This window comes from Streptomyces sp. NPDC107581, from assembly GCF_055657175.1.
In genome coordinates, this window is the sequence record NZ_JBVKBH010000002.1 from 605,538 (window position 1) to 630,060 (window position 24,523).

General features: G+C 71.4%; 17 protein-coding genes, 1 tRNA gene and 2 pseudogenes. 10 read left to right on the forward strand and 10 right to left on the reverse strand.

All coding sequences use genetic code 11. The features are described from left to right. Nucleotides 1-3 precede the first annotated feature (3 nt). Nucleotides 4-1,320, reverse strand: a complete 1,317-nt coding sequence (locus ACZ7P3_RS06260; protein ID WP_472079291.1) for an ABC transporter substrate-binding protein — start codon at nt 1,318-1,320, stop codon at nt 4-6. Nucleotides 1,321-1,516: 196 nt separating this feature from the next. Here ACZ7P3_RS06260 and ACZ7P3_RS06265 point away from each other — a divergent pair, with 196 nt between their 5' ends. Beyond that, a complete protein-coding gene (locus ACZ7P3_RS06265; RefSeq protein WP_472079292.1) occupies nt 1,517-2,863 on the forward strand; it encodes an ROK family transcriptional regulator in 1,347 nt (448 codons plus the stop codon). Nucleotides 2,864-3,147: 284 nt separating this feature from the next. On the opposite strand, the gene fusA is transcribed toward ACZ7P3_RS06265, so the two are convergent. The 5 genes from fusA to sucC form a co-directional block, all read right to left on the reverse strand. Further along, nucleotides 3,148-5,205 carry an elongation factor G gene (gene fusA, locus ACZ7P3_RS06270; RefSeq protein ID WP_472079293.1) on the reverse strand — a complete coding sequence of 686 codons (2,058 nt, stop codon included), beginning with the start codon at nt 5,203-5,205 and terminating at the stop codon, nt 3,148-3,150. 479 nt (nt 5,206-5,684) lie between these two features. Beyond that, nucleotides 5,685-5,772: transfer RNA gene (locus ACZ7P3_RS06275), tRNA-Leu, on the reverse strand. 175 nt (nt 5,773-5,947) lie between these two features. Then, nucleotides 5,948-7,489, reverse strand: coding sequence for an aldehyde dehydrogenase family protein (locus ACZ7P3_RS06280; protein WP_472079295.1), 1,542 nt, complete (start codon nt 7,487-7,489; stop codon nt 5,948-5,950). A gap of 180 nt (nt 7,490-7,669) precedes the next feature. Then, nucleotides 7,670-8,554, reverse strand: a complete 885-nt coding sequence (gene sucD / locus ACZ7P3_RS06285; RefSeq protein ID WP_472079296.1) for a succinate--CoA ligase subunit alpha — start codon at nt 8,552-8,554, stop codon at nt 7,670-7,672. Nucleotides 8,555-8,566: 12 nt separating this feature from the next. After that, nucleotides 8,567-9,697, reverse strand: coding sequence for an ADP-forming succinate--CoA ligase subunit beta (sucC, locus tag ACZ7P3_RS06290; RefSeq protein WP_472079297.1), 1,131 nt, complete (start codon nt 9,695-9,697; stop codon nt 8,567-8,569). Between the two features lie 211 nt (nt 9,698-9,908). Here sucC and ACZ7P3_RS06295 point away from each other — a divergent pair, with 211 nt between their 5' ends. The 5 genes from ACZ7P3_RS06295 (at nt 9,909) to ACZ7P3_RS06315 (ending at nt 17,902) form a co-directional block, all read left to right on the forward strand. Beyond that, nucleotides 9,909-11,591 carry a thiamine pyrophosphate-binding protein gene (locus ACZ7P3_RS06295; RefSeq protein WP_472079299.1) on the forward strand — a complete coding sequence of 561 codons (1,683 nt, stop codon included), beginning with the start codon at nt 9,909-9,911 and terminating at the stop codon, nt 11,589-11,591. A 10-nt stretch (nt 11,592-11,601) separates the two neighbouring features. Then, a complete protein-coding gene (gene frc, locus ACZ7P3_RS06300) occupies nt 11,602-12,843 on the forward strand; it encodes a formyl-CoA transferase (RefSeq protein ID WP_472079300.1) in 1,242 nt (413 codons plus the stop codon). 4 nt (nt 12,844-12,847) lie between these two features. Continuing rightward, the gene (locus ACZ7P3_RS06305; RefSeq protein ID WP_472079301.1) at nt 12,848-14,992 is read left to right on the forward strand and encodes an acetate--CoA ligase family protein; all 2,145 of its coding nucleotides are present in this window, start codon (nt 12,848-12,850) and stop codon (nt 14,990-14,992) included. Nucleotides 14,993-15,114: 122 nt separating this feature from the next. After that, a complete protein-coding gene (locus ACZ7P3_RS06310; RefSeq protein WP_472079303.1) occupies nt 15,115-16,503 on the forward strand; it encodes an OFA family MFS transporter in 1,389 nt (462 codons plus the stop codon). Between the two features lies 1 nt (nt 16,504). Continuing rightward, nucleotides 16,505-17,902, forward strand: a complete 1,398-nt coding sequence (locus ACZ7P3_RS06315; RefSeq protein WP_472079304.1) for an OFA family MFS transporter — start codon at nt 16,505-16,507, stop codon at nt 17,900-17,902. A gap of 101 nt (nt 17,903-18,003) precedes the next feature. On the opposite strand, the gene ACZ7P3_RS06320 is transcribed toward ACZ7P3_RS06315, so the two are convergent. The 4 genes from ACZ7P3_RS06320 to ACZ7P3_RS06335 all read right to left on the reverse strand — a co-directional run bounded on the left by ACZ7P3_RS06320 (nt 18,004) and on the right by ACZ7P3_RS06335 (nt 21,486). Then, nucleotides 18,004-18,681 carry a GntR family transcriptional regulator gene (locus ACZ7P3_RS06320; RefSeq protein WP_472079306.1) on the reverse strand — a complete coding sequence of 226 codons (678 nt, stop codon included), beginning with the start codon at nt 18,679-18,681 and terminating at the stop codon, nt 18,004-18,006. A 229-nt stretch (nt 18,682-18,910) separates the two neighbouring features. Then, nucleotides 18,911-19,858: a beta-ketoacyl-ACP synthase III gene (locus tag ACZ7P3_RS06325; RefSeq protein WP_472079307.1), complete on the reverse strand. Its 948-nt coding sequence runs from the start codon at nt 19,856-19,858 to the stop codon at nt 18,911-18,913. Between the two features lie 160 nt (nt 19,859-20,018). After that, complete coding sequence (locus ACZ7P3_RS06330; RefSeq protein ID WP_472079309.1) at nt 20,019-20,183, reverse strand: MFS transporter small subunit; 165 nt, start codon at nt 20,181-20,183, stop codon at nt 20,019-20,021. Beyond that, nucleotides 20,158-21,486 carry an OFA family MFS transporter gene (locus tag ACZ7P3_RS06335; RefSeq protein ID WP_472079311.1) on the reverse strand — a complete coding sequence of 443 codons (1,329 nt, stop codon included), beginning with the start codon at nt 21,484-21,486 and terminating at the stop codon, nt 20,158-20,160. The genes ACZ7P3_RS06330 and ACZ7P3_RS06335 overlap by 26 nt, the downstream gene beginning before the upstream one ends. Before the next feature lie 220 nt (nt 21,487-21,706). Here ACZ7P3_RS06335 and ACZ7P3_RS06340 point away from each other — a divergent pair, with 220 nt between their 5' ends. The 4 genes and pseudogenes from ACZ7P3_RS06340 to fdhD all read left to right on the forward strand — a co-directional run bounded on the left by ACZ7P3_RS06340 (nt 21,707) and on the right by fdhD (nt 24,518). Continuing rightward, nucleotides 21,707-22,678, forward strand: a complete 972-nt coding sequence (locus ACZ7P3_RS06340; RefSeq protein WP_472079313.1) for a 2-dehydropantoate 2-reductase — start codon at nt 21,707-21,709, stop codon at nt 22,676-22,678. Then, nucleotides 22,675-23,250 (forward strand): annotated as a pseudogene (locus tag ACZ7P3_RS06345) (molybdopterin oxidoreductase family protein); the annotation flags it as partial. The gene ACZ7P3_RS06340 and the pseudogene ACZ7P3_RS06345, both read left to right, overlap by 4 nt. A 1-nt stretch (nt 23,251) precedes the next feature. Then, a pseudogene (locus ACZ7P3_RS06350) lies at nt 23,252-23,662 on the forward strand (4Fe-4S dicluster domain-containing protein); the annotation flags it as partial. A gap of 7 nt (nt 23,663-23,669) precedes the next feature. After that, nucleotides 23,670-24,518, forward strand: coding sequence for a formate dehydrogenase accessory sulfurtransferase FdhD (fdhD, locus tag ACZ7P3_RS06355; protein ID WP_472079315.1), 849 nt, complete (start codon nt 23,670-23,672; stop codon nt 24,516-24,518). The last annotated feature ends 5 nt before the right edge of the window (nt 24,519-24,523 follow it).

A 24,523-nucleotide genomic window follows, 5' to 3' on the forward strand; every position in this document is an offset into this window, starting at 1 on the left:
TGCTCACGCCGCCGGCATCTGCTGCTGGGCCTTCTCCAGCTTCGCCTTGACGGAGTCGGTGGTCACCGCGCGTCCGGCGGCGGCGTCGGCGAACAGATCCTTGACGGCCGTGCCGACCGCCGTCTCGAACTGCGACTCGGAGGCCACCTGGGGCAGGGCGGCCGCGCTGGTGGCGAGGGTGTTCTTCAGGACGGCGTTGGCCGGGGCGTTGAAGGCAGCGTCCTCCTGGGCGGTCCTGACCGGCGGGATGGAGGTGTAGGCCTTGTTGAGGATCTTCTGCTCGTCGTCGCTGGTCATGAACTTCACGAACCGAGCGGCGCCGTCGAGGTTGTGGCTGTTCTTGAAGACGGCGATGTTGATGCCGGCGACCATCGAGTTGGTCTGGGCGCCGGTGCCGGGGGTGCCGGACTGCACGGGCACGGGGGCGATGCCGTAGGCGTCCTCGCTCATGCCCTGGGACTTGAGGTTGGCGGCGGCGGACTGCCACAGCAGCATGGCCTGCTTGCCCTTGGCGAAGTCGCTGACGGACTGGTTCTGCGCGTACTCGGCGTCACCGGGCGGGACGGCCTTGTCCTTGGCCATCAGGTCGACGTACTGCTTGACCGCGTCGACCACCTTGGGGCCGGTGAAGTCGGGCTTGCCGTCGGGGGTGAAGAAGTCGGCGCCGTGCTGCTTGGCGAAGACGAAGACGTGGTGGATGTTCTCCGAGACGTTCGCGCCCTCGGCGCCGAGCACCGACTTGCCCTTCGCGTTGATCTTCTTGCCGTCGGCGATCAGTTCGTCCCAGGTGGCCGGGGGCTTGGAGATCCCGGCGTCGGCGAAGATCTGCTTGTTGTAGTAGAGCGCGTACGCCATCGAGTACAGCGGGACCGCGGCCGGGTCCTTGCCCTGGACGCCCGTCGAACCGAGCGCGGAGTCGACGAAGCGGTCCCGGCCGCCGATCTTGGCGAAGTTCTTCGCGTCCCACGGCAACAGCGCGCCGGTGGCCTGCAGGGAGGCGCTCCAGGTGTTGCCTATGTTCAGCACGTCCGGGCCCTGGCCGGAGGTGGTGGCGGTGAGAATCCGGTTGAGCAGGTCGGACCAGGGCACGACCTCCAGCTTCACCTTGATGCCGGTCGTCTTCTCGAACTTGTCGAGTTCGGGCTGCAGGACCTTCTTGTCGACCCCGATACTCGCGCCCTGGTTGGAAGCCCAGTAGGTGAGCGTCTTCGGCGAGTCGTCGGACCCCCCGCCGCTGGACGAACCGCCTCCGCAGGCCGTGGCCGCGAGGGCGAGAGACATGGTGACGGCGCCTACGGCCGCGGCTCGGATGCTGCGCATGGCTCCTGGTGTCCCTTTCCGGGAGTGGAGAACCCCGAGGGGCTGGTTCACGGAACCGACACCCCGTTCGGCTTCCGAATCCCCTCATGGCTTAATTTAGGATGTGAGTTAAACCTCAAGAGAAACGCTCGTCAAGAGATCCGGCAGGGACTTCCCCTCCGGCGGGCGTCAAGGGCGCGCGAACCAGGGAGGCCAGGTGGCAGGGCTGGGCAGCCGGACGGTGCGTGACCTGCGGCGGGACAGCCGCAGTGCCGTTCTGCAACGGTTGTATTTCGACGGCCCGATGAGCCGGCACGCCCTCGGCCCGGCAACGGGGCTGAGTTCGGGGTCCGTCAGCAACGTCGTGGCCGAACTGCTCTCCGACGGCCTGGTCGAGGAGGCGGGCAGCGTCGGCTCCGACGCCGGCCGGCCGCGCCGGCTGCTGCGGATACGGCCGGACAGCGGGCTGCTGATCGGGGTGGACGTCGGTGAGACCCGGGTCCGGGTGGAGCTGCTGGACCTCGCCCTCACCGAACTGGCCCGCACGGAACGGCCCTTGGGGCCACGCGGCTACGACGTCGGCTCCGTCGTCGGCCATGTGCACGACGGCATCGCCGAGGTGCTCGCCATGGCCGGGCTCGCCCCCCGCGAACGGCTCGCCCCCGAAGAGCTGCTCGGCGCAGGCGAACTGCTGGGCGCAGGCAAGCTGCTGGGCGTGGGCATCGGCGTGCCCGGCATCATCGAGGACACCGCCGAATCGGGCGCCGTCGTGCACGGCCAGACGATCGGCTGGGACGCCGTCCCGCTGGAACGACTGCTCCGGACGACCGGTCGGCTCCCCTCCCACATCCCGTACTTCATCGACAACGGCGCCAAGACGCTGGGCCAGGCCGAGATGTGGTTCGGCGCCGGGCGCGGCGCCCGCAATGCCGTCGTGGTCCTGTTCGGCTCCGGCGTCGGCGCCTGTGTGGTCACCGAGGAGGCGGCGCAGGGCCGGGCGGTGGAGTGGGGGCATCTGACGGTACGGGTCGGCGGGCGCCGGTGCCGGTGCGGTGCTCTCGGCTGCCTGGAGGCGTACGCGGGCGCGGAGGCGCTGGTGGCGCGGTGGCGGGAGGCGGGCGGGCGGCCCTCGTCCGGAGCCGGCGAGGAGCGGGCGCTGACCGAACTCCTCGCCGCGGCCCGCCCCGCAGGCGACCGCGCGCCCGACCCGGTGGCGGCGGCCGTCCTCGCGGAGACCGCCGAGTACCTGGGCGCGGGCCTGTCCGATCTGATCAACCTCTTCCAGCCCGAACGGCTCCTGATCGGCGGCTGGGCGGGGCTCCAGCTCGGCGGCGCCTTCCTGGACGAGGTCCGCACCCACGCCCTCGCCCACGCCCTCCGCTTCCCCGCGGGCCGGGTCGGCATCGAACTGGGCCGCCTCGGCCCGGACGCAGTCACCGTGGGCGCGGCGGTCCTCCCGCTGGCCGCGTTCTTCGCCCACGGCGGCAGGCACCCGAGTCCCTCCGCGAGCGGCGCGGCGCCCTTGCCGGCCTGGCGGACGGCACTGGACGGACGACTGGTCTGAGCACCGGACGGACAACTGGCCTGAGCGGACCGCACCACGCACCCGATCGGTGCGTGGTGCGGCCTTGCGGCGGGCCGCAGGGCGGCAGGCGACCCACCGCTTGCGGTCTGCCGCATACGGCACACCCCTCACGGCGTGCGGCCGACGGCCCTCCGCTCATGGCATGCGGCCGACGGCCCACCGCTCACGCCCCGCCCTCACGGCCCGAGGCTTGAACGCGTGCGGTATGTCGAATACCGAATACCGCATACCGCACACCGCCGACCGCAAGTGGCCGGTTGCTGCTAGCGGACCGATGCCGGCTGGGGTGCCGGTGCGTAGCCCGCCGGGCGCGTGGTGAAGGTGCCCCGGCCCTGGGTGCGGCTGCGCAACCGGGTGGCGTAGCCGAACAGTTCGGCCAGCGGCACGGTGGCGGTCAGTACCGCCGCGCCGCCCCGGTTCCCGGAGCCGGTGACCCGGCCGCGCCGGGCCGCCAGATCGCCGAGCACCCCGCCGACCGCGTCCTCGGGAACGGTGACCGTGACCTCGGCCACCGGTTCCAGCAGGGCCATCGCGCAGGCGCGCAGCGCCTCGCGCAGCCCCATCCGGCCCGCGGTGCGGAAGGCGTTGTCGGAGGAGTCCTTCACATGGGTCGAACCGTCGGTCAGGGTGACCCGCAGCCCGGTCACCGGGTGACCGCCGAGCGGCCCCTCGTTCAGGGCGTCCCGGCAGCCGGCCTCCACCGCGCGCACGTACTCCTGCGGCACCCGCCCGCCGACCACGGCGGACCGGAACTCGAAGCCCGTCGTGCCGGCTTCGGCGCCGAGCGGTTGCACGTCGAGGACGACATGGGCGAACTGGCCCGCCCCGCCGTCCTGTTTGACATGCCGGTGGACCAGCCCGGCGACGCCACGCACGACCGTCTCGCGCAGGGCGACCCCGGGGCGTCCCACGGTGACCTCGGGTCCGCCGTCACGGCGGATCTTCTCCACGGCCACCTCCAGGTGCAGTTCACCCATCCCGGACAGCACGGTCTGCCCGGTCTCGGCGTCGGTGCGCACCACCAGCGAGGGATCCTCCTCCACCAGCCGGGCCAGCGCGGTCGCGAGCCGGCCGGTGTCCGTGCTGCGCCGCGCCTCGACGGCCATGGACACCACGGGTTCGGCGACCACGGGCGGCTCCAGCAGCAGCGGGGCGCCCGGATCGCAGAGGGTCGAGCCGGCCCGCGCGGACTTCAGCCCCGCGAGCGCGACGATGTCCCCGGCGACCGCCCGGTCCAGCTGGACGTGCCGGTCCGCCATGACGCGCAGGATCCGTGCCGCCCGCTCCGTGCGCCCGGTGCCCGCGTCCCGCATGGTGTCTCCCTTCTCGATCGTGCCCGAGTAGACGCGCACATAGGTCAGGCGCCCGGTGCCGCTCGCGTTCACCTTGAAGGCGAGCGCCGCGAACGGCGCCTCGGGATCGGCGGCCCGCCGCTGTTCGCCGCCCTCGTGGACACCGCGTACGGCGGGCACGTCCAGCGGCGACGGCAGATAGGCCACCACCGCGTCCAGCAGCGGCTCGATGCCACGGTTGCGGTAGGCGGAACCGCACAGCACGACCACGCCCTCGCCGGTACGGGTGAGATCCCTGAGGGCGGCCGTCAGGGTCGGCGCGGACAGCGCCGACTTCGCGCAGAACTCCTCCAGTGCAGCCGGGTGCAGCTCCGCCACGGCCTCCTCCAGGGCTCGGCGCCGCCGCACGGCCTCCGGCCCCAGGCTCTCGGGAACCGGTCCTTCCACTGCCGTACCGTCACCGTCGGCCCAGACCAGGGAGCGCATGCGCACCAGGTCCACCACGCCGGTGAAGCCGGCCTCGGCGCCGATCGGCAGCTGGACGACCAGCGGGGCGGGATGCAGCCGCTCCCGGATCGAACCGACGGCCCGGTCCAGATCGGCGCCCGCGCGGTCCAGCTTGTTCACGAAGGCGATCCGCGGTACGCCGTGCCGGTCGGCCTGCCGCCACACCGACTCGCTCTGCGGTTCGACCCCGGCGACGGCGTCGAAGACGGCGATCGCCCCGTCGAGGACCCGCAGCGAGCGCTCGACCTCGTCGGCGAAGTCGACGTGGCCGGGTGTGTCGATGAGGTTGATGCGGTGGTCGTCCCAGGCGCAGCTGACGGCCGCGGCGAAGATGGTGATGCCGCGGTCGCGTTCCTGGGGGTCGAAGTCGGTGACGGTGGTGCCGTCGTGGACCTCGCCGCGTTTGTGGGTGGTGCCCGTCGCGTAGAGGATCCGCTCGGTGACGGTGGTCTTGCCCGCGTCGACGTGGGCGAGGATGCCGAGGTTGCGGACGGCGGTCAGAGGGTCGGTGTTGGTGCGCACGGCCCATGGCCTTTCTGGCGATGAGGAAATGGGGCAGCGCGATTTCCCGGACGGAGACACACCGGAACCCGCCGGCCCGAGCACGGGCGGGCAGGGGTGAACCGGGTCAGAGCAGCGTCACGGGCATCCGGTGCCGGCCGCGCAGCGGGCACCGGACGGACGAGGACACCAGGATCACCTCGTACCGGGAACGAGGAACGGCGACGGCGGTGCGCTCACGCATGGCCGGGCTCCCCTCGTTCGTCGGACTGGTGGGCACACGACGGGCCCTGACCGGGGCACGGCGCCGGGTGCGTGGCGAGTCTAGGCGGGGTCGTTCGCCGCGAGCACGCCATTTTTGGGCGGCCCGCTCGCCGAGGGCACACCAACTTCGGGCGGCCCGTTCGCCGGGGGCACACCAATTTCGGCGGGCCTGTCGGGCCCTTCCGCCCGCGACTTCCCGGAAAACAGAAAAACCCCAGCTGAGCTGGGGTTTCCATTGGTGTCCGAGGGGGGACTTGAACCCCCACGCCCGATAAAGGGCACTAGCACCTCAAGCTAGCGCGTCTGCCATTCCGCCACCCGGACAAGGTGTCTGTCGCCTTGCGGGGGCTGTTCCCCGCGGCGACAGGGACAACAATAGCAAGGTTTCGGAGTGCGTTTCACCTGCGTATCCGCCGGTGGGCGGCGGCCGGAGCGCCGTTGGGCACCCCGGCCGCAGGACCGTACACACGGTGACGGAACGGGCACGCCGTGCGCCCGGTCAGGGCATGAGCTGGTACTCCGGGAAGTTCCCCGGCGGCCGCTCCCCCACCGGCCCCCGGGTCACCGCCCGCACGAGCAGTTCCCCGCCCACGAAGGCGCCGCGCCAGGACGCGCCGAAGCCGCCGAACAGCTCGTCGCGGTCGCCGCGGGAGCGCGGCTTGCCGTGGCCGATCTTGAAGGCGCGGATCTGCGGGGCCAACCGGTCGAACGTGGCGGCGTCGTCCGTGCAGAGGGTGGCGACCAGGGCGCCGTTGGACGCGTTCATGGCGGCCAGCAGTTCGGCCTCCGTGTCGACCAGGACGATCGTGTCGACCGGGCCGAAGGGTTCCGCGTGGTGCAGCGGGGAGGAGCGGGGCGGGTTGAGGAGGGTGACCGGCTGGACGTAGGCGGCCGTGTCCTGGCCGGGCAGGAAGCGGGCGTCCGCCGGCCGTGCGCGGTGCAGGGGCACGGCGCCGCGGTCGACGGCCTCCGCGACCTGGTCCCGCAGTTCCTTCGCCTTCGCCGCGTTGATCAGCGGTCCGAAGTCCAGCTCGGGCCAGGGGTCATTCCGCTGTTCCACCGCCAGGGGGTGGCCGACGCGCACACGGCGCACCGCCGGCAGGTAGGCGGCGAGGAACTCGTCGAAGAGATCCCGTTGGACGACGAACCGCGGGTAGGCCGTGCAGCGCTGTTTGCCGTAGTCGAAGAGTTTGGGGACGACCGCGGTGAGTGCGTCCCAGTCCGAGTAGTTCCAGATGCCCCAGGTGTTCAGCCCCTCCTGTTCCAGGATGTGCCGCTTGCCGAGGTCGGCGACGGCCGTGGCCACGGCGGCACCGGTGTCGCGGCCGCCGACGAAGGAGACGCAGCCGATCTCGGGGGCCCGCACCAGCGCCTGGGACAGCTCGCCCCCGCTGCCGCTGACGAGGGTGACGGGCAGGCCCTCGCGGGCGGCGAGTGCGCAGGCCAGGGTCAGGCAGGCGACGCCGCCGTCGGTCGGGGTCTTGGCGATGGCCGCGTTGCCCGCGAGGACCTGGACCAGCATGGCGTGAACGAGCACGCTCATCGGGTAGTTCCAGCTCGCGATGTTGGAGACCGGGCCGTCCAGCGGTGTCCGCCCGGCCATCATCGGCTCGATGCGGTCGAGGTACCAGCGCACCCCGTCGATGGCCCGGTCGACGTCGGCCCGGGCGAGCCGCCAGGGCTTGCCGATCTCCCAGACGAGGAGCAGGGCGAGGAGGTCGCGGTGTTCGGAGAGTGCGTCCAGGGTGGCCGCGACCCGTGCCCGTCGCTCGGCGAGCGGGATGTGCCGCCAGGCGCGGTGCTCGTCGAGCGCGGCCCTGACGGCCTGGCGGGCGGCTGCCCGGTCCAGCCGGGGCGGGCCCGCGATCGGGCTGCCGTCGACCGGGCTGGTGGCGGGCAGTGCCCGGCCGTCCGCCCGCCAGGCGGTGTTCCAGAGGTTGAGGACGCGGTCGTCCCGGAAGGCCTCGGGCGCGGCGGCGAGGCAGCGCTGCCAGGCCTCGGCCCAGGACGTCGCGGCTTTCAGGGTGAGGGTGGGTGCCATGCGATTGCTCCGCTCTCGGTGCACGGTCGAGAGAAAAGGGCTGAGGTCGAAGAGACGGGCCTGCTGGAGATGGCTGGCTGTCCGGCGCACGGCTCGCACCCTGGTGCGCCGGACGTAGTGCGAGAAGGTAGCGAAGGGGCGGGGAGGCCGACAGTCACCCGGCATGGACTATGAGTGACATCACTGTGTCCGGGCCAGCTGCGCGAGCACGAGTTCGGCCGTCTCGGTCGGGGTGCCGCCGACGTGGACGCCGTTCGCCTCCAGGGCCTGCTTCTTCGCCCGTGCCGTGCCGGCGGAGCCGGAGACGATGGCGCCCGCGTGCCCCATGGTGCGGCCCTCGGGTGCGGTGAACCCGGCGATGTAGCCGACTACGGGCTTGGTGACGTGGTCACGGACGAAGGCGGCCGCGCGTTCCTCCGCGTCCCCGCCGATCTCCCCGATCAGGATGATCAGTTCGGTGTCGGGGTCGTTCTGGAAGGCGGCGAGGCAGTCGGTGTGGCTGGTGCCGACGACGGGATCGCCGCCGATGCCGACGCAGGTGGAGAAGCCGATGTCGCGCAGCTCGTACATGAGCTGATAGGTGAGGGTGCCCGACTTGGAGACGAGGCCGATGCGGCCGGGCTTGGTGATGTCGGCGGGGATGATGCCCGCGTTGGACTGTCCGGGGGTGATCAGGCCGGGGCAGTTGGGGCCGATGACGCGGGTGCCGCGCCGCTCGGCGTAAGCGGTGCAGGCGACGGTGTCGTGGACCGGGATGCCCTCGGTGATGACGACGGCCAGCGGGATGCCCGCGTCGGCGGCCTCGGTGACGGCGGCTGCCGCTACGGCGGGCGGGACGAAGACGACGGTGACATCGGCGCCGGTGGCCCGCATGCCGTCGGCGACCGATCCGAAGACGGGGACCGCCCGGCCGTCGAAGTCCACGGTCCGGCCCGCCTTGCGCGGGTTCACCCCGCCGACGACGTTCGTGCCGGCCGCGAGCATGCGCCGAGTGTGCTTCATGCCCTCGCCGCCGGTCATGCCCTGGACGAGGACCCTGCTCTCCTTGGTGAGGTAGATGGCCACTGTTCCCTCTTCTCAGGCGGTGCGGGCGAGTTCGGCGGCCCGGCGGGCGGCGCCGTCCATCGTGGTGGCCTGTTCGACCAGGGGGTGGGCGCGGCCGTCGAGGATCGCGCGCCCGCGGGCGGCGTTGTTGCCGTCGAGGCGGACGACCAGAGGCTTGGTCAGCCGGATGCGGTCGATCGCCGAGACGATCCCGTCGGCGACGGCGTCGCAGGCGGTGATCCCGCCGAAGACGTTGACCAGGACGCACCGCACGGCCGGGTCGGAGAGGATCACCGACAGCCCGTCGGCCATGGTCCGGGCGGAGGCGCCGCCGCCGATGTCGAGGAAGTCGGCGGGCCGGGCACCGCAGGCGGCGACCACGTCGAGCGTCGACATGACCAGCCCCGCGCCGTTGCCGATGATCCCGACCTCGCCGTCGAGCTTGACGTAGGTGAGGCCGCGGGCGGCTGCCGCCGCCTCCAGCGGATCGCTCCGCTCCTGCGAAGCGTCGCCCCAACGGGCTTGTCGGAAAAGGGCGTTGTCGTCCACGGTGACCTTCCCGTCCAGGGCGAGGATGGCACCCTGGGAGGTGCGCACGAGCGGGTTGACCTCGACGAGCAGCGCGTCCTCGCGGACCAGCACCTGCCACAGACGGACGAGGACGTCGGCGGTCTGCGGCGGCAGCCCGGCCGCGTCGGCGATCTCGCACGCCTTGGCGGAGGTCACCCCCTGGGCCGGGTCGACGCGGATCCGCGCGACCGCCTCCGGCCTGCTCGCGGCCACCTCCTCGATCTCCATGCCGCCCTCGGCGGAGGCGATGGCGAGGAAGCGGCCCGCCGCGCGGTCGAGGACGTAGGAGACGTAGAACTCGTCCTCGACGTCGACGGGTTGGGCCAGCATCACCTTGCCGACCCGGTGGCCCTTGATGTTCATGCCGAGGATCTGCCGGGCGGTCAGTTCGGCCGCCGCCGGGTCGGCGGCGAGCTTCACCCCGCCCGCCCTGCCCCGGCCGCCGGTCTTCACCTGTGCCTTGACCACGGCCCTGCCGCCGAGCCGGCGTGCGATCCCACGTGCTCCCGCGGGCGATTCGGTGACCTCTGCCCGAGGCACCGGGATGCCGTGTTCTTCGAAGAGTTCCCTTGCCTGGTGTTCGTACAGGTCCACTTCGGCTCCTGTCTGCGAAGCCATCGAGAGGCCGAACTCCGATGACTGAAAAGTGCTGCACGCCCCCTGGACACCACCCACCGGATGCGGGATAACAAGCTTCATACAGTATTCGTCGACTGTATGCAATCGACAGTCGACCGCATGCAGCGACCGTGGATGCGCTGCACCAGCGCGTTCCCACCCCTGAACGAAGGGACAGGACTTCGCCATGTCCGACGACACCCAGGACGTGATCTCCGGTGGTCATCTCGTTGCCAAGGCGCTGAAGGCCGAAGGGGTCGACCGCATCTACACCCTGTGCGGCGGCCACATCATCGACATCTACGACGGCTGCGTCGACGAGGGCATAGAGGTCGTCGACGTACGCCACGAGCAGGTCGCCGCGCACGCCGCCGACGGTTACGCCCGCATCACCGGCAGGCCGGGCTGCGCGGTGGTCACCGCGGGCCCCGGCACCACCGACGCGGTCACCGGGGTCGCCAACGCCTTCCGCGCGGAGTCACCGATGCTGCTGATCGGCGGCCAGGGGGCGCTCGCCCAGCACAAGATGGGATCCCTGCAGGACCTGCCGCACGTCGACATGATGACCCCGATCACCAAGTTCGCGGCGACGGTGCCGGACACGGCCCGGGCGGCGGACATGGTGTCCATGGCGTTCCGTGAGTGCTACCACGGCGCGCCCGGCCCGTCCTTCCTGGAGATCCCCCGCGATGTCCTGGACGCGAAGGTGCCGGCGGCGAAGGCGCGCGTGCCCGGGGCGGGCACCTACCGTGCCTCGACCCGCTCGGCCGGCGACCCCGAGGCCGTCGAGAAGCTCGCCGACCTGCTGGTGCACGCCGAGAAGCCCGCGATCCTGCTGGGCAGCCAGGTGTGGACGACCCGCGGCACCGAGGCCGCGGTCGACCTCGTCCGCACCCTCGACGTCCCGGCCTACATGAACGGCGCCGGCCGCGGCACGCTCCCGCCGGGCGACCCGCACCACTTCCAGCTCTCCCGCCGGTACGCCTTCTCCCACGCCGACGTCATCGTGATCGTCGGCACCCCGTTCGACTTCCGCATGGGCTACGGCAAACGCCTGTCCCCCGATGCCACGGTCGTCCAGATCGACCTCGACTACCGCACCGTCGGCAAGAACCGGGACATCGGCCTCGGCATCGTCGGCGACGCCGGCCTGGTGCTGAAGGCGGTGACGGAGGCCGCCTCCGGGCGCCTCGACGGGGGCGCGTCCAAGCGCAAGGAGTGGCTGGACGAGCTGCGCGCCGCGGAACGGACGGCGATCGAGAAACGGCTGCCGAGCCTCAGGTCCGACGCCTCACCGATCCACCCGTACCGCCTCGTCAGCGAGATCAACGACTTCCTCACCGAGGACTCGGTCTACATCGGCGACGGCGGCGACATCGTGACCTTCTCCGGGCAGGTCGTCCAGCCCAAGTCGCCCGGCCACTGGATGGACCCGGGCCCGCTCGGCACCCTCGGCGTCGGCATCCCCTTCGTGCTCGCCGCCAAGCAGGCGCGCCCCGACAAGGAGGTCGTCGCCCTCTTCGGCGACGGCGCGTTCTCCCTCACGGGCTGGGACTTCGAGACCCTCGTCCGCTACGACCTCCCCTTCGTCGGGATCGTCGGCAACAACTCCTCCATGAACCAGATCCGTTACGGCCAGGCCGCCAAGTACGGCAAGGAACGCGAGCGGGTCGGCAACACCCTCGGCGACGTGGCGTACGACAGGTTCGCGCAGATGCTGGGCGGTCACGGCGAGGAGGTCCGCGACCCCGCCGACATCGGCCCCGCGCTGCGCCGGGCCCGCGAGTCGGGCAAGCCGTCGCTGATCAACGTCTGGGTCGACCCGGACGCTTACGCCCCCGGAACCATGAACCAGACCATGTACAAGTGAGGTGGCCCGCATGACCGGAACGACCGGCAAGGCACTCGACGGCATCCGGGTCCTGGACATGACGCACGTCCAGTCCGGACCCTCCGCCACCCAGCTGCTCGCCTGGCTCGGTGCCGACGTCGTCAAGCTGGAGGCGCCCACCGGCGACATCACCCGCAGGCAGCTGCGGGACCTGCCGGACGTCGACTCGCTCTACTTCACGATGCTCAACTGCAACAAGCGGAGCATCACCCTGAATACCAAGACCGAGCGCGGCAAGGAGATCCTCACCGAGCTGATCCGGCGCTCGGACGTGATGGTGGAGAACTTCGGGCCGGGCGCGGTCGACCGGATGGGGTTCACCTGGGACCGCATCAAGGAGATCAACCCCGAAATCGTCTACGCCTCCGTCAAGGGGTTCGGGGACGGCCCGTACACCGGCTTCAAGGCGTACGAGGTCGTCGCGCAGGCCATGGGCGGGTCGATGTCGACCACCGGCTTCGAGGACGGGCCGCCGCTGGCGACGGGGGCCCAGATCGGGGATTCGGGGACGGGGGTGCACGTCGTCGCGGGGATACTCGCGGCGCTGTTCCAGCGGGAGCGGACCGGTCGCGGGCAGCGGGTCAACGTGGCCATGCAGCACGCCGTCCTCAACCTGTGCCGGGTCAAGCTGCGCGACCAGCAACGCCTGGCCCACGGCCGCCTCTCCGAATATCCCAACGACGACTTCGGCGCCGAGGTTCCCCGCTCCGGCAACGCGTCCGGCGGCGGCCAGCCCGGCTGGGCGGTCAAGTGCGCGCCGGGCGGCCCGAACGACTACGTGTACGTCATCGTCCAGCCCGTCGGCTGGAGGCCGATCACCGAACTCATCGGCCGCCCCGAACTGGCCGACGACCCCGAGTGGGCGACCCCCGAGGCCCGGCTGCCGAAGCTGAACAAGATGTTCCAGCTGATCGAGGAGTGGTCGGCCACGCTCCCCAAGTGGGAGGTGCTGGAGCGGCTCAACACGCACAACGTGCCCTGCGGGCCGATCCTGTCCACCAAGGAGATCATCGAGGACGTCTCGCTCGCCGCCAACGAGATGGTGGTGCGCGTCCCGCACCCCGAGCGCGGCGAGTTCGTCACCGTGGGCAGCCCGCTCAAGCTCTCCGACTCCCCCGTCGAGGTGAGCGCGTCACCGCTGCTCGGCGAGCACAACGAAGAGGTCTACATCGGCGAGCTGGGCCTCGGCGACGCCGAGTTGCGCCTGCTGAAGTCGAACGGAGTGATCTGACGTGATGGCCGCAGACCGGGTACGCACGGTGCGCTCGCTCCTCGACTCCGTGCGGGCCGCGGGCCGCAGCGCCCTGACCGCGCCCGAGGGCAGGGTGATCGCCGACGCGTACGGGATCGCCGTACCGGGCGAGGAGCTGGCGCGGGACGTGGACGAGGCGGTGGCCGCGGCGGCACGTCTCGGCGGGCCCGTGGTGATGAAGATCGTCTCGCCGGACATCCTGCACAAGACCGACGCCGGCGGTGTCGTCGTGGGGGTGCGGGGCGCGGCGGACGTGCGGGCCGCGTTCTGCCGGATCATCGAGAACGCGCACGCCCACGATCCGGCGGCGCGGATCGAGGGCGTGCAGGTGCAGGAGCTGGTGCCCGAGGGGCAGGAGGTCATCGTCGGCGCGGTCACCGACCCCACGTTCGGGAAGGTCGTGGCGTTCGGGCTCGGCGGGGTGCTGGTCGAGGTGCTGAAGGACGTGACGTTCCGCCTCGCGCCGGTCTCCGCCGACGAGGCACTGTCGATGCTCGACTCCATACGGTCGGCGGAGATCCTGCGCGGGGTGCGCGGGCAGGCGGGTGTGGACCGGTGGGCGGTCGCCGAGCAGATCCGCCGGGTGTCCGAACTGGTCGCGGACTTCCCGGAGATCGCCGAGGTGGACCTCAACCCGGTGATCGCCACGGCGCGGGGTGCGACGGCCGCCGACATCCGGGTGATCCTCGCCGATTCGCCGGCGCCCTCCCGCCGGCGCCATGCGCGCGAGGAGATCCTGTCGACGATGCGCCGGCTGATGCAGCCCTCCTCCGTCGCCGTGATCGGCGCCTCCGGCGAGCAGGGCAAGATCGGCAATTCGGTGATGCGCAACCTCGTCGACGGCGGGTTCTCCGGGGAGATCCATCCGGTGAACCCCAGGGCCGATGACATTCTGGGCCGCAAGGCGTACAAGAGTGTCACGGACGTTCCCGGTGAGGTGGATGTGGCCGTCTTCGCCATTCCCGCCCGGTTCGTGGCCGCGGCCCTGGAAGAGGTGGGACGCAAGAGGATCCCCAACGCCGTCCTCATCCCGTCCGGATTCGCGGAGACCGGCGAGCACGGACTCCAGGCGGAGATCGTGGCGATCGCCGAACGGCACGGCATCCGCCTGCTCGGCCCGAACATCTACGGCTACTACTCCACCTGGCACGACCTGTGCGCCACGTTCTGCACTCCGTACGACGTCAAGGGGGGTGTGGCGCTGACCTCGCAGTCCGGTGGCATCGGGATGGCCATCCTCGGCTTCGCCCGCACCACGAAGACGGGCGTGTCGGCCATCGTCGGCCTCGGCAACAAGTCCGATCTGGACGAGGACGACCTGCTGACCTGGTTCGGCGAGGACCCGCACACCGAGTGCATCGCCATGCACCTGGAGGACCTGAAGGACGGGCGGGCGTTCGTGGAGGCGGCCCGTGCGACCGTGCCGAAGAAGCCGGTCGTGGTGCTGAAGGCGGGCCGTACGGCGGCGGGGGCGAGGGCGGCCGGTTCGCACACCGGGGCGCTCGCGGGCGACGACGCGGTGTACGACGACATCCTCCGGCAGGCGGGGGTCATCCGGGCGCCCGGCCTGAACGACATGCTGGAGTACGCCCGTGCCCTGCCCGTCCTGCCGGCCCCCAGGGGCGACAACGTCGTGATCATCACGGGGGCGGGCGGCAGCGGCGTGCTGCTGTCCGACGCGGTCACCGACAACGGACTGTCCCTGATGGAGATCCCGCCCGACCTGGACGAGGCGTTCCGCCGGTTCATCCCGCCGTTCGGGGCGGCCGGCAACCCCGTGGACATCACCGGGGGCGAGCCGCCGTCGACGTACGAGGCGACGATCCGGCTGGGTCTCGAGGACCCGCGGATCCATGCGCTGGTGCTCGGCTACTGGCACACCATCGTCACCCCGCCGATGGTCTTCGCCGAACTGACCGCGCGGGTGGTCGCCGAGTTCCGCGAGCGGGGCATCGAGAAGCCGGTCGTCGCCTCCCTCGCTGGGGACGTCGAGGTCGAGGAGGCCTGCCAGTACCTGTACGAGCGGGGGGTCGTGGCCTACCCGTACACGACCGAGCGGCCGGTGGCCGTGCTCGGCGCGAAGTACCGCTGGGCGCGGGCGGCCGGGCTGATGGGGGGCGGTTCATGAGGTGAGCGAGAAGGGGCCGGCCGGCGGTGCGCGTCGGCCGGCCCCGGGACCCGGGCGCGCACGAAAGGCATGGGACAGGGGGCGCTGGCCAGAACTTTCGACGCAAGGGGTGCTGAGCAGGAATGAAAACCACCGACTGTGCGAGATCCGTCCCCTTCAGGGAGGTGACGGACCGCCACGGCCGCGCGTACCGGATCGGCGAGAGCGATGTCGATCTGATGGGCCGGTCACGGACCTGGATGGTCGTCCTTCCCTGGGTGGGCATGACGGGCATCGGCTCCGCCGAGTACGCGTTCGCGTCGGCGCAGGACACGCTGCGCGGGGCGCATCCGTGGGGCGGCGGTCACCTCTACTGGCTGCTGGGCGTCTGGGTGTTCTTCCAGGCGGCCGTGGCCTTCCCGGCCGGGCGCCTGCGGGAGAGCGGACGGCTTCCCGCCCGTGGGGCCATGCTGGCCGGCGCGGCGGCGGCGCTGCTGGGACATCTGGCCCTGGCCTTCGTGCCGCAGGCCCTCCTCGCCCGTCTCGGCTTCGGTGTGTGCGGGGGCATCGGCGCCGGTCTGGTGTACGCGACCTGCGTGAACACCGTCGGCAAGTGGTATCCGGAGCGCAAGGGCGCCGGGACGGGCTTCGTCAGCGGCGGCTTCGCCTGCGGTTCGGTGCCGTTCGCGCTGCTCGCCGCCTCGTACCTGGACCCGGGCACCCACCAGGCGCTGTTCGCCGCCGCCGGGGTGTGCCTGTGTCTGACGGTGGCCGCGGCCGGCTGGTTCTTCCGGGACCCGCCGAAGAACTGGTGGCCCGCGCACGTCGACCCGCTCCGGGCCGGCGCCGACCCGGGGATCCGCCGGGCGCTGGCGAAGAACCCGCCCGCCGTCCGGCAGTACACCCCGAAGGAGGCCGCCCGCACCCCCGTCCTGTGGATGATGTGGTTCTGTCTGCTGTGCACGGCGGCCGTCCATGTCTTCGGCATCGCGGTCCAGGTGCCGTTCGGCAGGGACATGGGCTTCGCCGGCGGGGTCGTCGCCACGGCGATGTCCCTGAAGGCGCTCGTCGACGGCACCGGCCGCGGGGTCGTCGGCCGGCTCTCCGACCGCCACGGCCGCCGCAGCACGCTGATCACCGTGTGCCTGGTGCTGGGGGCCGCGCAGTTCGGGGTGCTGGCGTCGGGGCAGCTGGGCAGCGTGCCGTTCTTCCTGGTGTGCTCCATGGTCTCCGGGTTCGGCGGCGGCGCGGTCTTCCCGCTGTTCGCGGCCATGACGGCGGACTACTTCGGTGAGAACAACAACGCCACCAACCACGGAATGGTCTACAGCTCGAAGCTGATCGCAGGCCTGGTCGGATCCGGTCTCGGCGCGCTCGTCGCCGGCGGGTGGAGCTACCACGGCGCGTTCGTGCTCGCGGGCTCCGTCGGCCTGGCCTCCGCGGTGCCGGCTCTCTTCCTCAAGGCGCCGGGCAGGACGAACCTCCGGCGCATCGTCCCCAACCCGCACCCTCTCGGCGAGGAGATGGCGTGACATGACGGCAGACCCGATAGCCACCGGCAACACCGGCGCCGCGGACCGGACGTACCGCGAAGTGACCGACGCGCACGGACGCGTCTACCGGATCGGGGAGAGCGACCGGGACATCCTCGGCCACTCCCGCACGATCATGGTGTACCTGCCGTGGATCGCCATGATGGCGATCAGCGTCTTCGAGTACGCGTACGGCTCCGCGGAGGACACCCTCTCCCAGGCGCACGGCTGGACGCAGTCCAACACCTTCTGGATCCTGAGCGTCTGGGTGTTCTTTCAGGCGGGCATCGCCTTCCCGGCGGGCTGGCTGCGGGAGAAGGGCCTTCTGACCGCCCGCAGGGCGATGCACACGGGCTCCGGTCTGTGTCTGCTCGGATTCCTCGCCCTGTCGCATCTGGACCATGTGTGGGCGGCGATCCTCGGCTTCGGGGTCGTCGGCGGGATCGGCGCCGGTCTGGTGTACGCGACGTGCATCAACATGGTCGGCAAGTGGTTCCCCGAACGGCGTGGCGCCCGCACGGGTTTCGTCAACGGCGGCTTCGCGTACGGCTCCCTGCCCTTCATCTTCATCTTCAACTACGCCTTCGACACGGCGAACTACCACCGGGTCCTGGACCTGATCGGCGCCTATGTGCTGGTCGTGGTGTTCGCGTCGGCGTTCTTCTTCAAGGATCCGCCGAAGAACTGGTGGCCCGCGGACATCGACCCGCTCACCTTCTCCGGCGACAGCAGGAACGCCGCGTCCCTCGCCAAGAATCCGCCCGCGGTACGGCAGTTCACGCCGAAGGAGGCCATCCGCACCGGCATGCTCCCGCTGATGTGGATCTCCGTCGTGATGACCGCCGGAGTCTCCATCTTCGGCATCTCCTTCCAGGTCGACTTCGCCAAGGACGTCGGTTTCGGCCCGCTGGTCGCGGCCTCCTCGATGGGCGTGATGGCGGTGATCAACGGCATCGGCCGCGGGGTCGTGGGCTGGCTGTCCGACCGCTGGGGCCGCAAGCCCACCCTCGTGTTCGTCATCGTCGTCCTCGGTCTCGCCCAGTTCGGCGTGATCTGGGCGGGTGACGTCAGGAGCGAGTGGCTGTTCCTGTTCTTCGCGTTCCTCTCCGGGTTCGGCGGCGGCGCCTTCTACCCGCTGTTCGCGGCGCTCACCCCCGACTACTTCGGGGAGAACTACAACGCCACCAACTACGGCCTGGTGTACAGCGGCAAGCTGGTCAGCGGCCTGTTCGGCGGCGGGCTCGGCTCGCTGGTGGTGGGCGCCTGGGGCTACGACGGGGCGTACGCGCTGGCCGGCGGGGTGTCGATGGTGGCTGCGGCGATCGCGCTGCTGCTGCAACCGCCGGGCCGGACCGGCGACGCTTCGGCGGTGGTGGCGAAGCCGCAGCCCGCCTCCTGACGAGGGCGCCCTCCCCCACCGGTCACCCGGTGTTCCCCCGCTGCGGTCTGCTCACCGGCCGCCGCGGGGGAACGCCGGGCGGCGCCGTTCCCCGTGGCCGCTCAGGAGGTGCCCTGCTGGTGGTACGACTCCCGGGTGTGCTCGGTGTGTTCGCGCATGAGCCGGGTGGCGCGCGCTTCGTCCCGGTCGTCGATGGCGCGGATCAGTTCCTCGTGCTCGTCCCAGGAGGTGCCGCCGCGCAGGCGGGCCACGGGTGTGTAGTACCAGCGGACCCGGCGGTCGACCTGGGCGGCGAGTTCGGCGAGGACGGCGTTGCCGGCCAGTTCCATGATCTTGGCGTGGAAGGCGGCGTTGAGGGAGACGGCCCGGTTGACGTCGCCCTCGGCGGCGGCCGGTCTGCCCTGCGCCACGATGTCGCGGAGGGCGTCGATGCCGGCCTTGTCGGCGTTCAGTGCGGCGAGCCGGGCCGCCTCCGCCTCCAGGAGCGTGCGGACCGACAGCAGCTGGTCGGCCTCCTCCTGGGTCGGCTCGTGGACGAACGCGCCCTGCGCGGGCCGGAGATCGACCCAGCCCTCGCTGTTCAGGCGCTGCAGTGCCTCGCGCACCGGCTGCCGGGATACGCCGAGATGACCGGCGAGCTCGCTCTCCACGAGGTGCTGGCCGGGCTGCAGGGCACGGGTGGTGATCAGCTCCAGCAGCGCCTGGTAGACGCGGTCGCGCAGCGGGCCGGGCCGTTCCAGCTTGGGTACGGATCCCTGCGGCAGTCCGGTCGACAACATCGCGGTCCCCCTCCTGGGCAGGCTGCCGTGCGCAGCGGACTGTATGCAGTACACAGCGGACTACCCACTATGAATTGTCTTTCGTCTACAGTCTACGGTGCGCAAAATCCAGAGGAAGCGGGAGTGGGGCGCATCACCCCGACCCACGCGCCCCCGCCGGCGTCCCCGCGCGCTCCCCGTCGGCGTCCCCGCGCGCTCTCCGCCGGCGTCCCCGCCCCTGCCGCCGTCCTCACGGGCACCGTACGACCTGGCCGGCGTACGACAGGTTGCCGCCGAAGCCGAACAGCAGCACCGGGTCGCCGCCGCGGAGCGCTCCCCGTTCGAGGAGCTTGGAGAAGGCGAGCGGGATGCTGGCCGCGGAGGTGTTGCCGGATTCGGTGACGTCGCGGGCGACCACGGCGTTGACGGCGCCGAGCTTCTCGGCCAGCGGCTCGATGATGCGCAGGTTGGCCTGGTGCAGGACGACCCCGGCCAGCTCCTCGGGGGCGATGCCGGCCCGCTCGCAGGCACGGCGGGCCACGGCGGGCAGCTGGGTGGTGGCCCAGCGGTAGACGCTCTGGCCCTCCTGGGCGAACCGCGGCGGCGTGCCCTCGATCCGCACGGCGTGCCCCATCTCCGGCACCGATCCCCACAGCACCGGTCCGATCCCGGGCTCCTCGCCGGGCGCGCACGCCTCGACGACGGCGGCCCCGGCTCCGTCGCCGACCAGGACGCAGGTGGTGCGGTCGGTCCAGTCGGTGACCTCGGACATCTTGTCGGCGCCGATGACCAGGGCACGGGTGGCCGCGCCGGCGCGGACGGTGTGGTCGGCGGTGGCCAGCGCGTGGGTGAATCCGGCGCACACCACGTTGACGTCCATCGCGGCGGGCTGCGGGATGCCGAGGCGGGCCGCGACCCGGGCGGCGGTGTTCGGGGAGCGGTCGATCGCGGTGGAGGTGGCGACCAGGACCAGATCGATGTCGCCGGGGGTGAGACCGGCCGCGGCGAGGGCCTTGGCGGCGGCGTGCGCGGCCAGCTCGTCGACCGGTTCGTCGGGTCCGGCGATGTGCCGGGTGCGGATGCCCACCCGGCTCCGGATCCATTCGTCGCTGGTGTCGACCATGCCTGCCAGGGCCTCGTTGGTGAGGACCTTGGCGGGCTGGTAGTGACCGATGGCGGCGATGCGCGAGCCGTACATGGCGGGGTGTCCCCCTCGTTGCCGTGGGTGGTGCGGGACCCACCAGTCTGGCCAGTGACTGGCGGGTACGACGGCAGGTGAAGCCACAGGAATCGGGCATCCGAGTTGTCGGCTTCCCTCAGACGCCCTCAGGCGTCCCCCGCGCCCCCGGACCGCGCACTCACCCGGTGAACAGCTGCCTCGCCTTCTGGACCAGTTCGTACACCCCGTAGGCGAGGGGTGCGGCCACCCACAGCCAGGCGAGGACGATCAGGGCGAGGGGGGTACCCGCGCCGGAGCCGAGGCGTGAGCCGGGGAGGCTAGGCGGGCTGCTGTCGCTGGGCATCGGCGGCCTCCTTCGGGGCGCGGACGTGGTGGCGGGCGTGGACGGGACGGATCAGCTCGTTGGCGGCGAAGCCGACGACCAGCAGCCCGATCATGATGGTGAACGACAGCCCGTACAGGGCCGGGCCGTGCTTCCCCGCGGCCTCCTGGCGGTCGGCGATCCGGTTGACGATCAGCGGCCCGAGCACACCGGCGGTGGACCAGGCGGTCAGCAGCCGGCCGTGGATCGCGCCGACCTGATACGTGCCGAAGAGGTCCTTCAGATAGGCGGGGACGGTCGCGAAGCCGCCGCCGTAGAAGGAGAGGATCACCAGGGCGCACAGCACGAACAGGGGCTTGGCCGAGTCCCCGAACAGCGCGATGAGCAGGTACGTCAGCGCGCCGACACCGAGGTAGACGCGGTAGATGTTCTTGCGGCCGATTCGGTCGGAGGCGGACGACCAGCCGATCCGGCCGGCCATGTTGGCCGCCGAGAGCAGCGCGACGAAGCCGGCGGCGGCCGAGGCCGACACCGGGACGGAGCTGTCCGCGAAGAAGTCCGTGATCATCGGGGCGGCCTTCTCCAGGATGCCGATGCCGGCGGTCACGTTGGTGCACAGGACGACCCACAGGCACCAGAACTGCGGGGTGCGCACCGCGCTGCGGGCGGACACCTGCACACCGCCGTCGATGCCCGGCCCGCCCTCGGCGGGCCGCTGCGCACGCGGCACGCGCACGAGGAGCACGCCCAGCATCATGAAGACGGCGTACGACAGACCGTGCACGAGGAACGCGAGCGCGATCCCGGAGTGACCGGTGCCGAAGGACGCGAGCATCTGCGCCGACCAGGGCGAGGCGATCAGCGCGCCGCCGCCGAAGCCCATGATGGCGAGGCCGGTGGCCATGCCGGGCCGGTCCGGGAACCACTTGATCAGGGTGGAGACGGGCGAGATGTAGCCGATGCCGAGGCCGATCCCGCCGACGAAGCCGTAGCCGAGGACGATCAGCCAGTACTGCTTCGTCTGGGCGCCGAGCGCGGAGATCAGGAAGCCGGAGGAGAAGCAGACGAGGGCCACGGTCATCGCCCAGCGCGGCCCGTTGCGCTCGACGAGCGTGCCGCCGAACGCGGCCGACAGCCCGAGCATCACGATCGCCAGCTGGAAGGGCAGCGCGCTCTGGGTGCCGTCGAGGTGCAGGGCGGACTCTAGGGGCGGCTTGAACACGCTCCAGGCGTAGGCCTGGCCGATGGAGAGATGGACGGAGAGGGCGGCGGGCGGAACGAGCCAGCGGCTCCAGCCCGGGGGTGCGAGAGGGGGGCTGCTCATGCCCGCGGACGGTAGGGCGGGAAGCGGGAGTTGAGAAGACGGCCGGTCGACCGTATGCGGTGAACGGTATGCGGGACGCGTCCGACGGTCGCCGTGAGAACCCTTGCTGAGCCCCTCTCCATACTGTAGACAATATTTCGTCGACAGGATTCAGCCGATGCGTTCCGGCTCCTCTCCCCGCCACCTCCGCGGCATCCCTCAAACCGAACGGAGCGTTCCCGTGAAAGTCGCAGTCCTCGGCGCCGGTGCGATCGGCGCCTATGTCGGTGCCGCGCTCCACCGCGCGGGCGCCGACGTGCACCTCATCGCCCGTGGACCGCACCTCGCGGCCATGAGGCAGTACGGCGTACGGGTGCTCAGCCCGCGCGGCGACTTCACCGCGCATCCCCACGCCACCGACGACCCCACCGAGGTCGGCCCGGCCGACGTCGTCTTCCTGGGTCTGAAGGCCAACGCGTACGCGGCGTGCGGACCGCTGATCACGCCGCTGCTGAACGAGCGCACCGCGGTCGTCGCGGCCCAGAACGGCATCCCCTGGTGGTACTTCCACCGGCACGGCGGCCCCTACGACGGCCACCGCGTCGAGAGCGTCGACCCGGGCGGCGCGGTCAGCGCCGTCCTCGCGCCCGAACGGGCCGTCGGCTGTGTCGTCTACGCGGCCACGGAACTCCAGGGGCCCGGCGTCGTACGGCACTTGGAAGGCACCCGGTTCTCCATCGGCGAGCCCGACCGCAGCATCTCGCCGCGCTGTGCGGACTTCAGCGAGGTGATGACGGCCGGCGGCCTGAAGTGCCCGGTGGAGCGGGATCTGCGGGGCGACATCTGGGTCAAACTGCTCGGCAACATCTCCTTCAATCCGATCAGCGCGCTCGCCCGCGCCACGATGCGGCAGATGTGCCTGCACGGCGGCACCCGCCGGGTCATCGAGACGATGATGCACGAGACGCTGACCGTCGCCGAGGCACTGGGCTGCGAGGTCGGGGTCTCCGTCGAGAGACGCCTCGCGGGCGCCGAACGCGTCGGCGACCACCGCACCTCCACCCTCCAGGACCTGGAGCGCGGCAAGCCGCTGGAACTCGACGTACTGCTCGCGGCGGTCGTGGAACTCGCGGAGATCACCGGTGTCCAGGTGCCCACCCTGCGCACCGTGCATGCCATCTCGGACCTGCTCGCGCTGAGGAGCGCCGCATGAGAAACCGGCAACCGAAGACCTACACCCGGCTGACCCGCCCCCTGGTGCGCGACTCCCGCGACGAGCCGTTCCGGGAGGCCGGCTGGGAGGAGGCACTGGACCGGGCGGCCCACGGCCTGCAGCGCAACCGGGGCGCGTTCGGCATGTTCTCCTGCGCCCGCGCCACCAACGAGATGAACTACGTGGCGCAGAAGTTCGCCCGGGTCGTGATGGGCACCAACAACGTCGACTCCTGCAACCGGACCTGTCACGCGCCCAGCGTGGCCGGTCTGTCGGCGGCGTTCGGCTCCGGCGGCGGCACCTCGTCGTACGAGGAGATCGAGCACACCGACGTCATCGTGATGTGGGGCTCCAACGCCCGTTTCGCGCACCCGATCTTCTTCCAGCACGTGCTGAAGGGGATCAGGAACGGCGCCCGGCTGTACGCGGTCGACCCGCGGCGGACGTCCACGGCCGAGTGGGCCGAGGGCTGGCTCGGGCTGAACGTCGGCACCGACATCCCGATGGCGCACGCGCTCGGCCGGGAGATCATCCACGCGGGCCTGGTCAACGAGGCGTTCGTCGAAGGCGCGCAAGTGCATCCTGTGCTACAAGTGCGTCGACGCCTGCGGTGACCAGTGGCAGAACACCTTCGCGATCTCGGTGGCCGGGCGCGGCTTCGATGCGCGGATCGCCGTCGAGCACGATGCCCCTCTGACCGACTCCGCCTGCGTGTACTGCGGGAACTGCATCGAGGTGTGCCCGACCGGGGCGCTGTCGTCCAGGTCGGAGTTCGAGATGCGGGCGGCAGGTACCTGGGACGAGGCGCGGCAGACGGAGACGACCACGGTGTGCGCGTACTGCGGAGTGGGCTGCAACCTCACGCTCCATGTGCAGGACAATGAGATCGTGAAGGTCACCTCACCGCACGACAACCCGGTGACCCACGGCAATCTCTGCATCAAGGGCCATTTCGGCTACCAGCACGTACAGAACCGGGGCTGATCAGGACATGGGACGAGTCACGGAACGACGCAAGGTCCTCCGCATCCGGGACGGGGCCGTGACCGGCCGGCCGGACACGCTGGTCGCCGAGGAGCCCCTGGAGATCCGGCTGAACGGCAAGCCGCTCGCGATCACCATGCGCACCCCGGGCGACGACTTCGCGCTGGCGGCCGGGTTCCTGGTCAGCGAGGGCGTTCTGGCCGCTTCCTCCGATCTGCAGAACATCGTCTACTGCGCGGGGGCGACGGCCGACGGTTCGAACACGTACAACGTGGTCGATGTGCGGACCGCTGCCGGCCTGGAGCTGCCGGACTTCACCCTGGAGCGGAACGTCTACACCACGTCCTCGTGCGGGCTGTGCGGCAAGGCCAGCCTGGACGCCGTACGGACGACCGCCCGCTGGCCGATCGCCGACACTCCCCGGGTCCGGGTCACCCCCGAGCTGCTGGCGGCGCTGCCCGACCGGCTGCGGGCGGCCCAGCGGGTGTTCGACCGGACGGGAGGCCTGCACGCGGCCGCCCTGTTCACCGAGGCCGGGGAGCTGGTGGACGTACGGGAGGACGTGGGCCGGCACAACGCGGTGGACAAACTGGTGGGGCGGGCGCTGCAGAACGGGGAGCTGCCGCTGTCGCGGACGATCCTGCTGGTCTCGGGCCGGGCCTCGTTCGAGCTGGCGCAGAAGGCCGTGATGGCGGGCATCCCGGTGCTGGCGGCGGTCTCGGCGCCGTCGTCGCTGGCGGTGGACCTGGCCGTCGAGACGGGTCTGACCCTGGTGGGATTCCTCCGGGGCAGCTCGATGAACGTGTACGCGGGCGAGGACCGCGTCGCCCTGCGGGCCGCGGCCGCCCAGGGCTGACCGGT

Bases quoted from the DNA above. Each gene is read 5' to 3' on its own strand.
- ACZ7P3_RS06335 (WP_472079311.1), bottom strand. From the start codon at position 21,486: ATGAGCAGCCCCCCTCTCGCACCCCCGGGCTGGAGCCGCTGGCTCGTT.
- ACZ7P3_RS06320 (WP_472079306.1), bottom strand. From the start codon at position 18,681: ATGTTGTCGACCGGACTGCCGCAGGGATCCGTACCCAAGCTGGAACGG.
- ACZ7P3_RS06260 (WP_472079291.1), bottom strand. From the start codon at position 1,320: ATGCGCAGCATCCGAGCCGCGGCCGTAGGCGCCGTCACCATGTCTCTC.
- frc (WP_472079300.1), top strand. From the start codon at position 11,602: ATGACCGGAACGACCGGCAAGGCACTCGACGGCATCCGGGTCCTGGAC.
- ACZ7P3_RS06325 (WP_472079307.1), bottom strand. From the start codon at position 19,858: ATGTACGGCTCGCGCATCGCCGCCATCGGTCACTACCAGCCCGCCAAG.
- ACZ7P3_RS06305 (WP_472079301.1), top strand. From the start codon at position 12,848: ATGGCCGCAGACCGGGTACGCACGGTGCGCTCGCTCCTCGACTCCGTG.
- ACZ7P3_RS06330 (WP_472079309.1), bottom strand. From the start codon at position 20,183: ATGCCCAGCGACAGCAGCCCGCCTAGCCTCCCCGGCTCACGCCTCGGC.
- ACZ7P3_RS06315 (WP_472079304.1), top strand. From the start codon at position 16,505: ATGACGGCAGACCCGATAGCCACCGGCAACACCGGCGCCGCGGACCGG.
- ACZ7P3_RS06310 (WP_472079303.1), top strand. From the start codon at position 15,115: ATGAAAACCACCGACTGTGCGAGATCCGTCCCCTTCAGGGAGGTGACG.
- ACZ7P3_RS06280 (WP_472079295.1), bottom strand. From the start codon at position 7,489: ATGGCACCCACCCTCACCCTGAAAGCCGCGACGTCCTGGGCCGAGGCC.
- ACZ7P3_RS06295 (WP_472079299.1), top strand. From the start codon at position 9,909: ATGTCCGACGACACCCAGGACGTGATCTCCGGTGGTCATCTCGTTGCC.
- fdhD (WP_472079315.1), top strand. From the start codon at position 23,670: ATGGGACGAGTCACGGAACGACGCAAGGTCCTCCGCATCCGGGACGGG.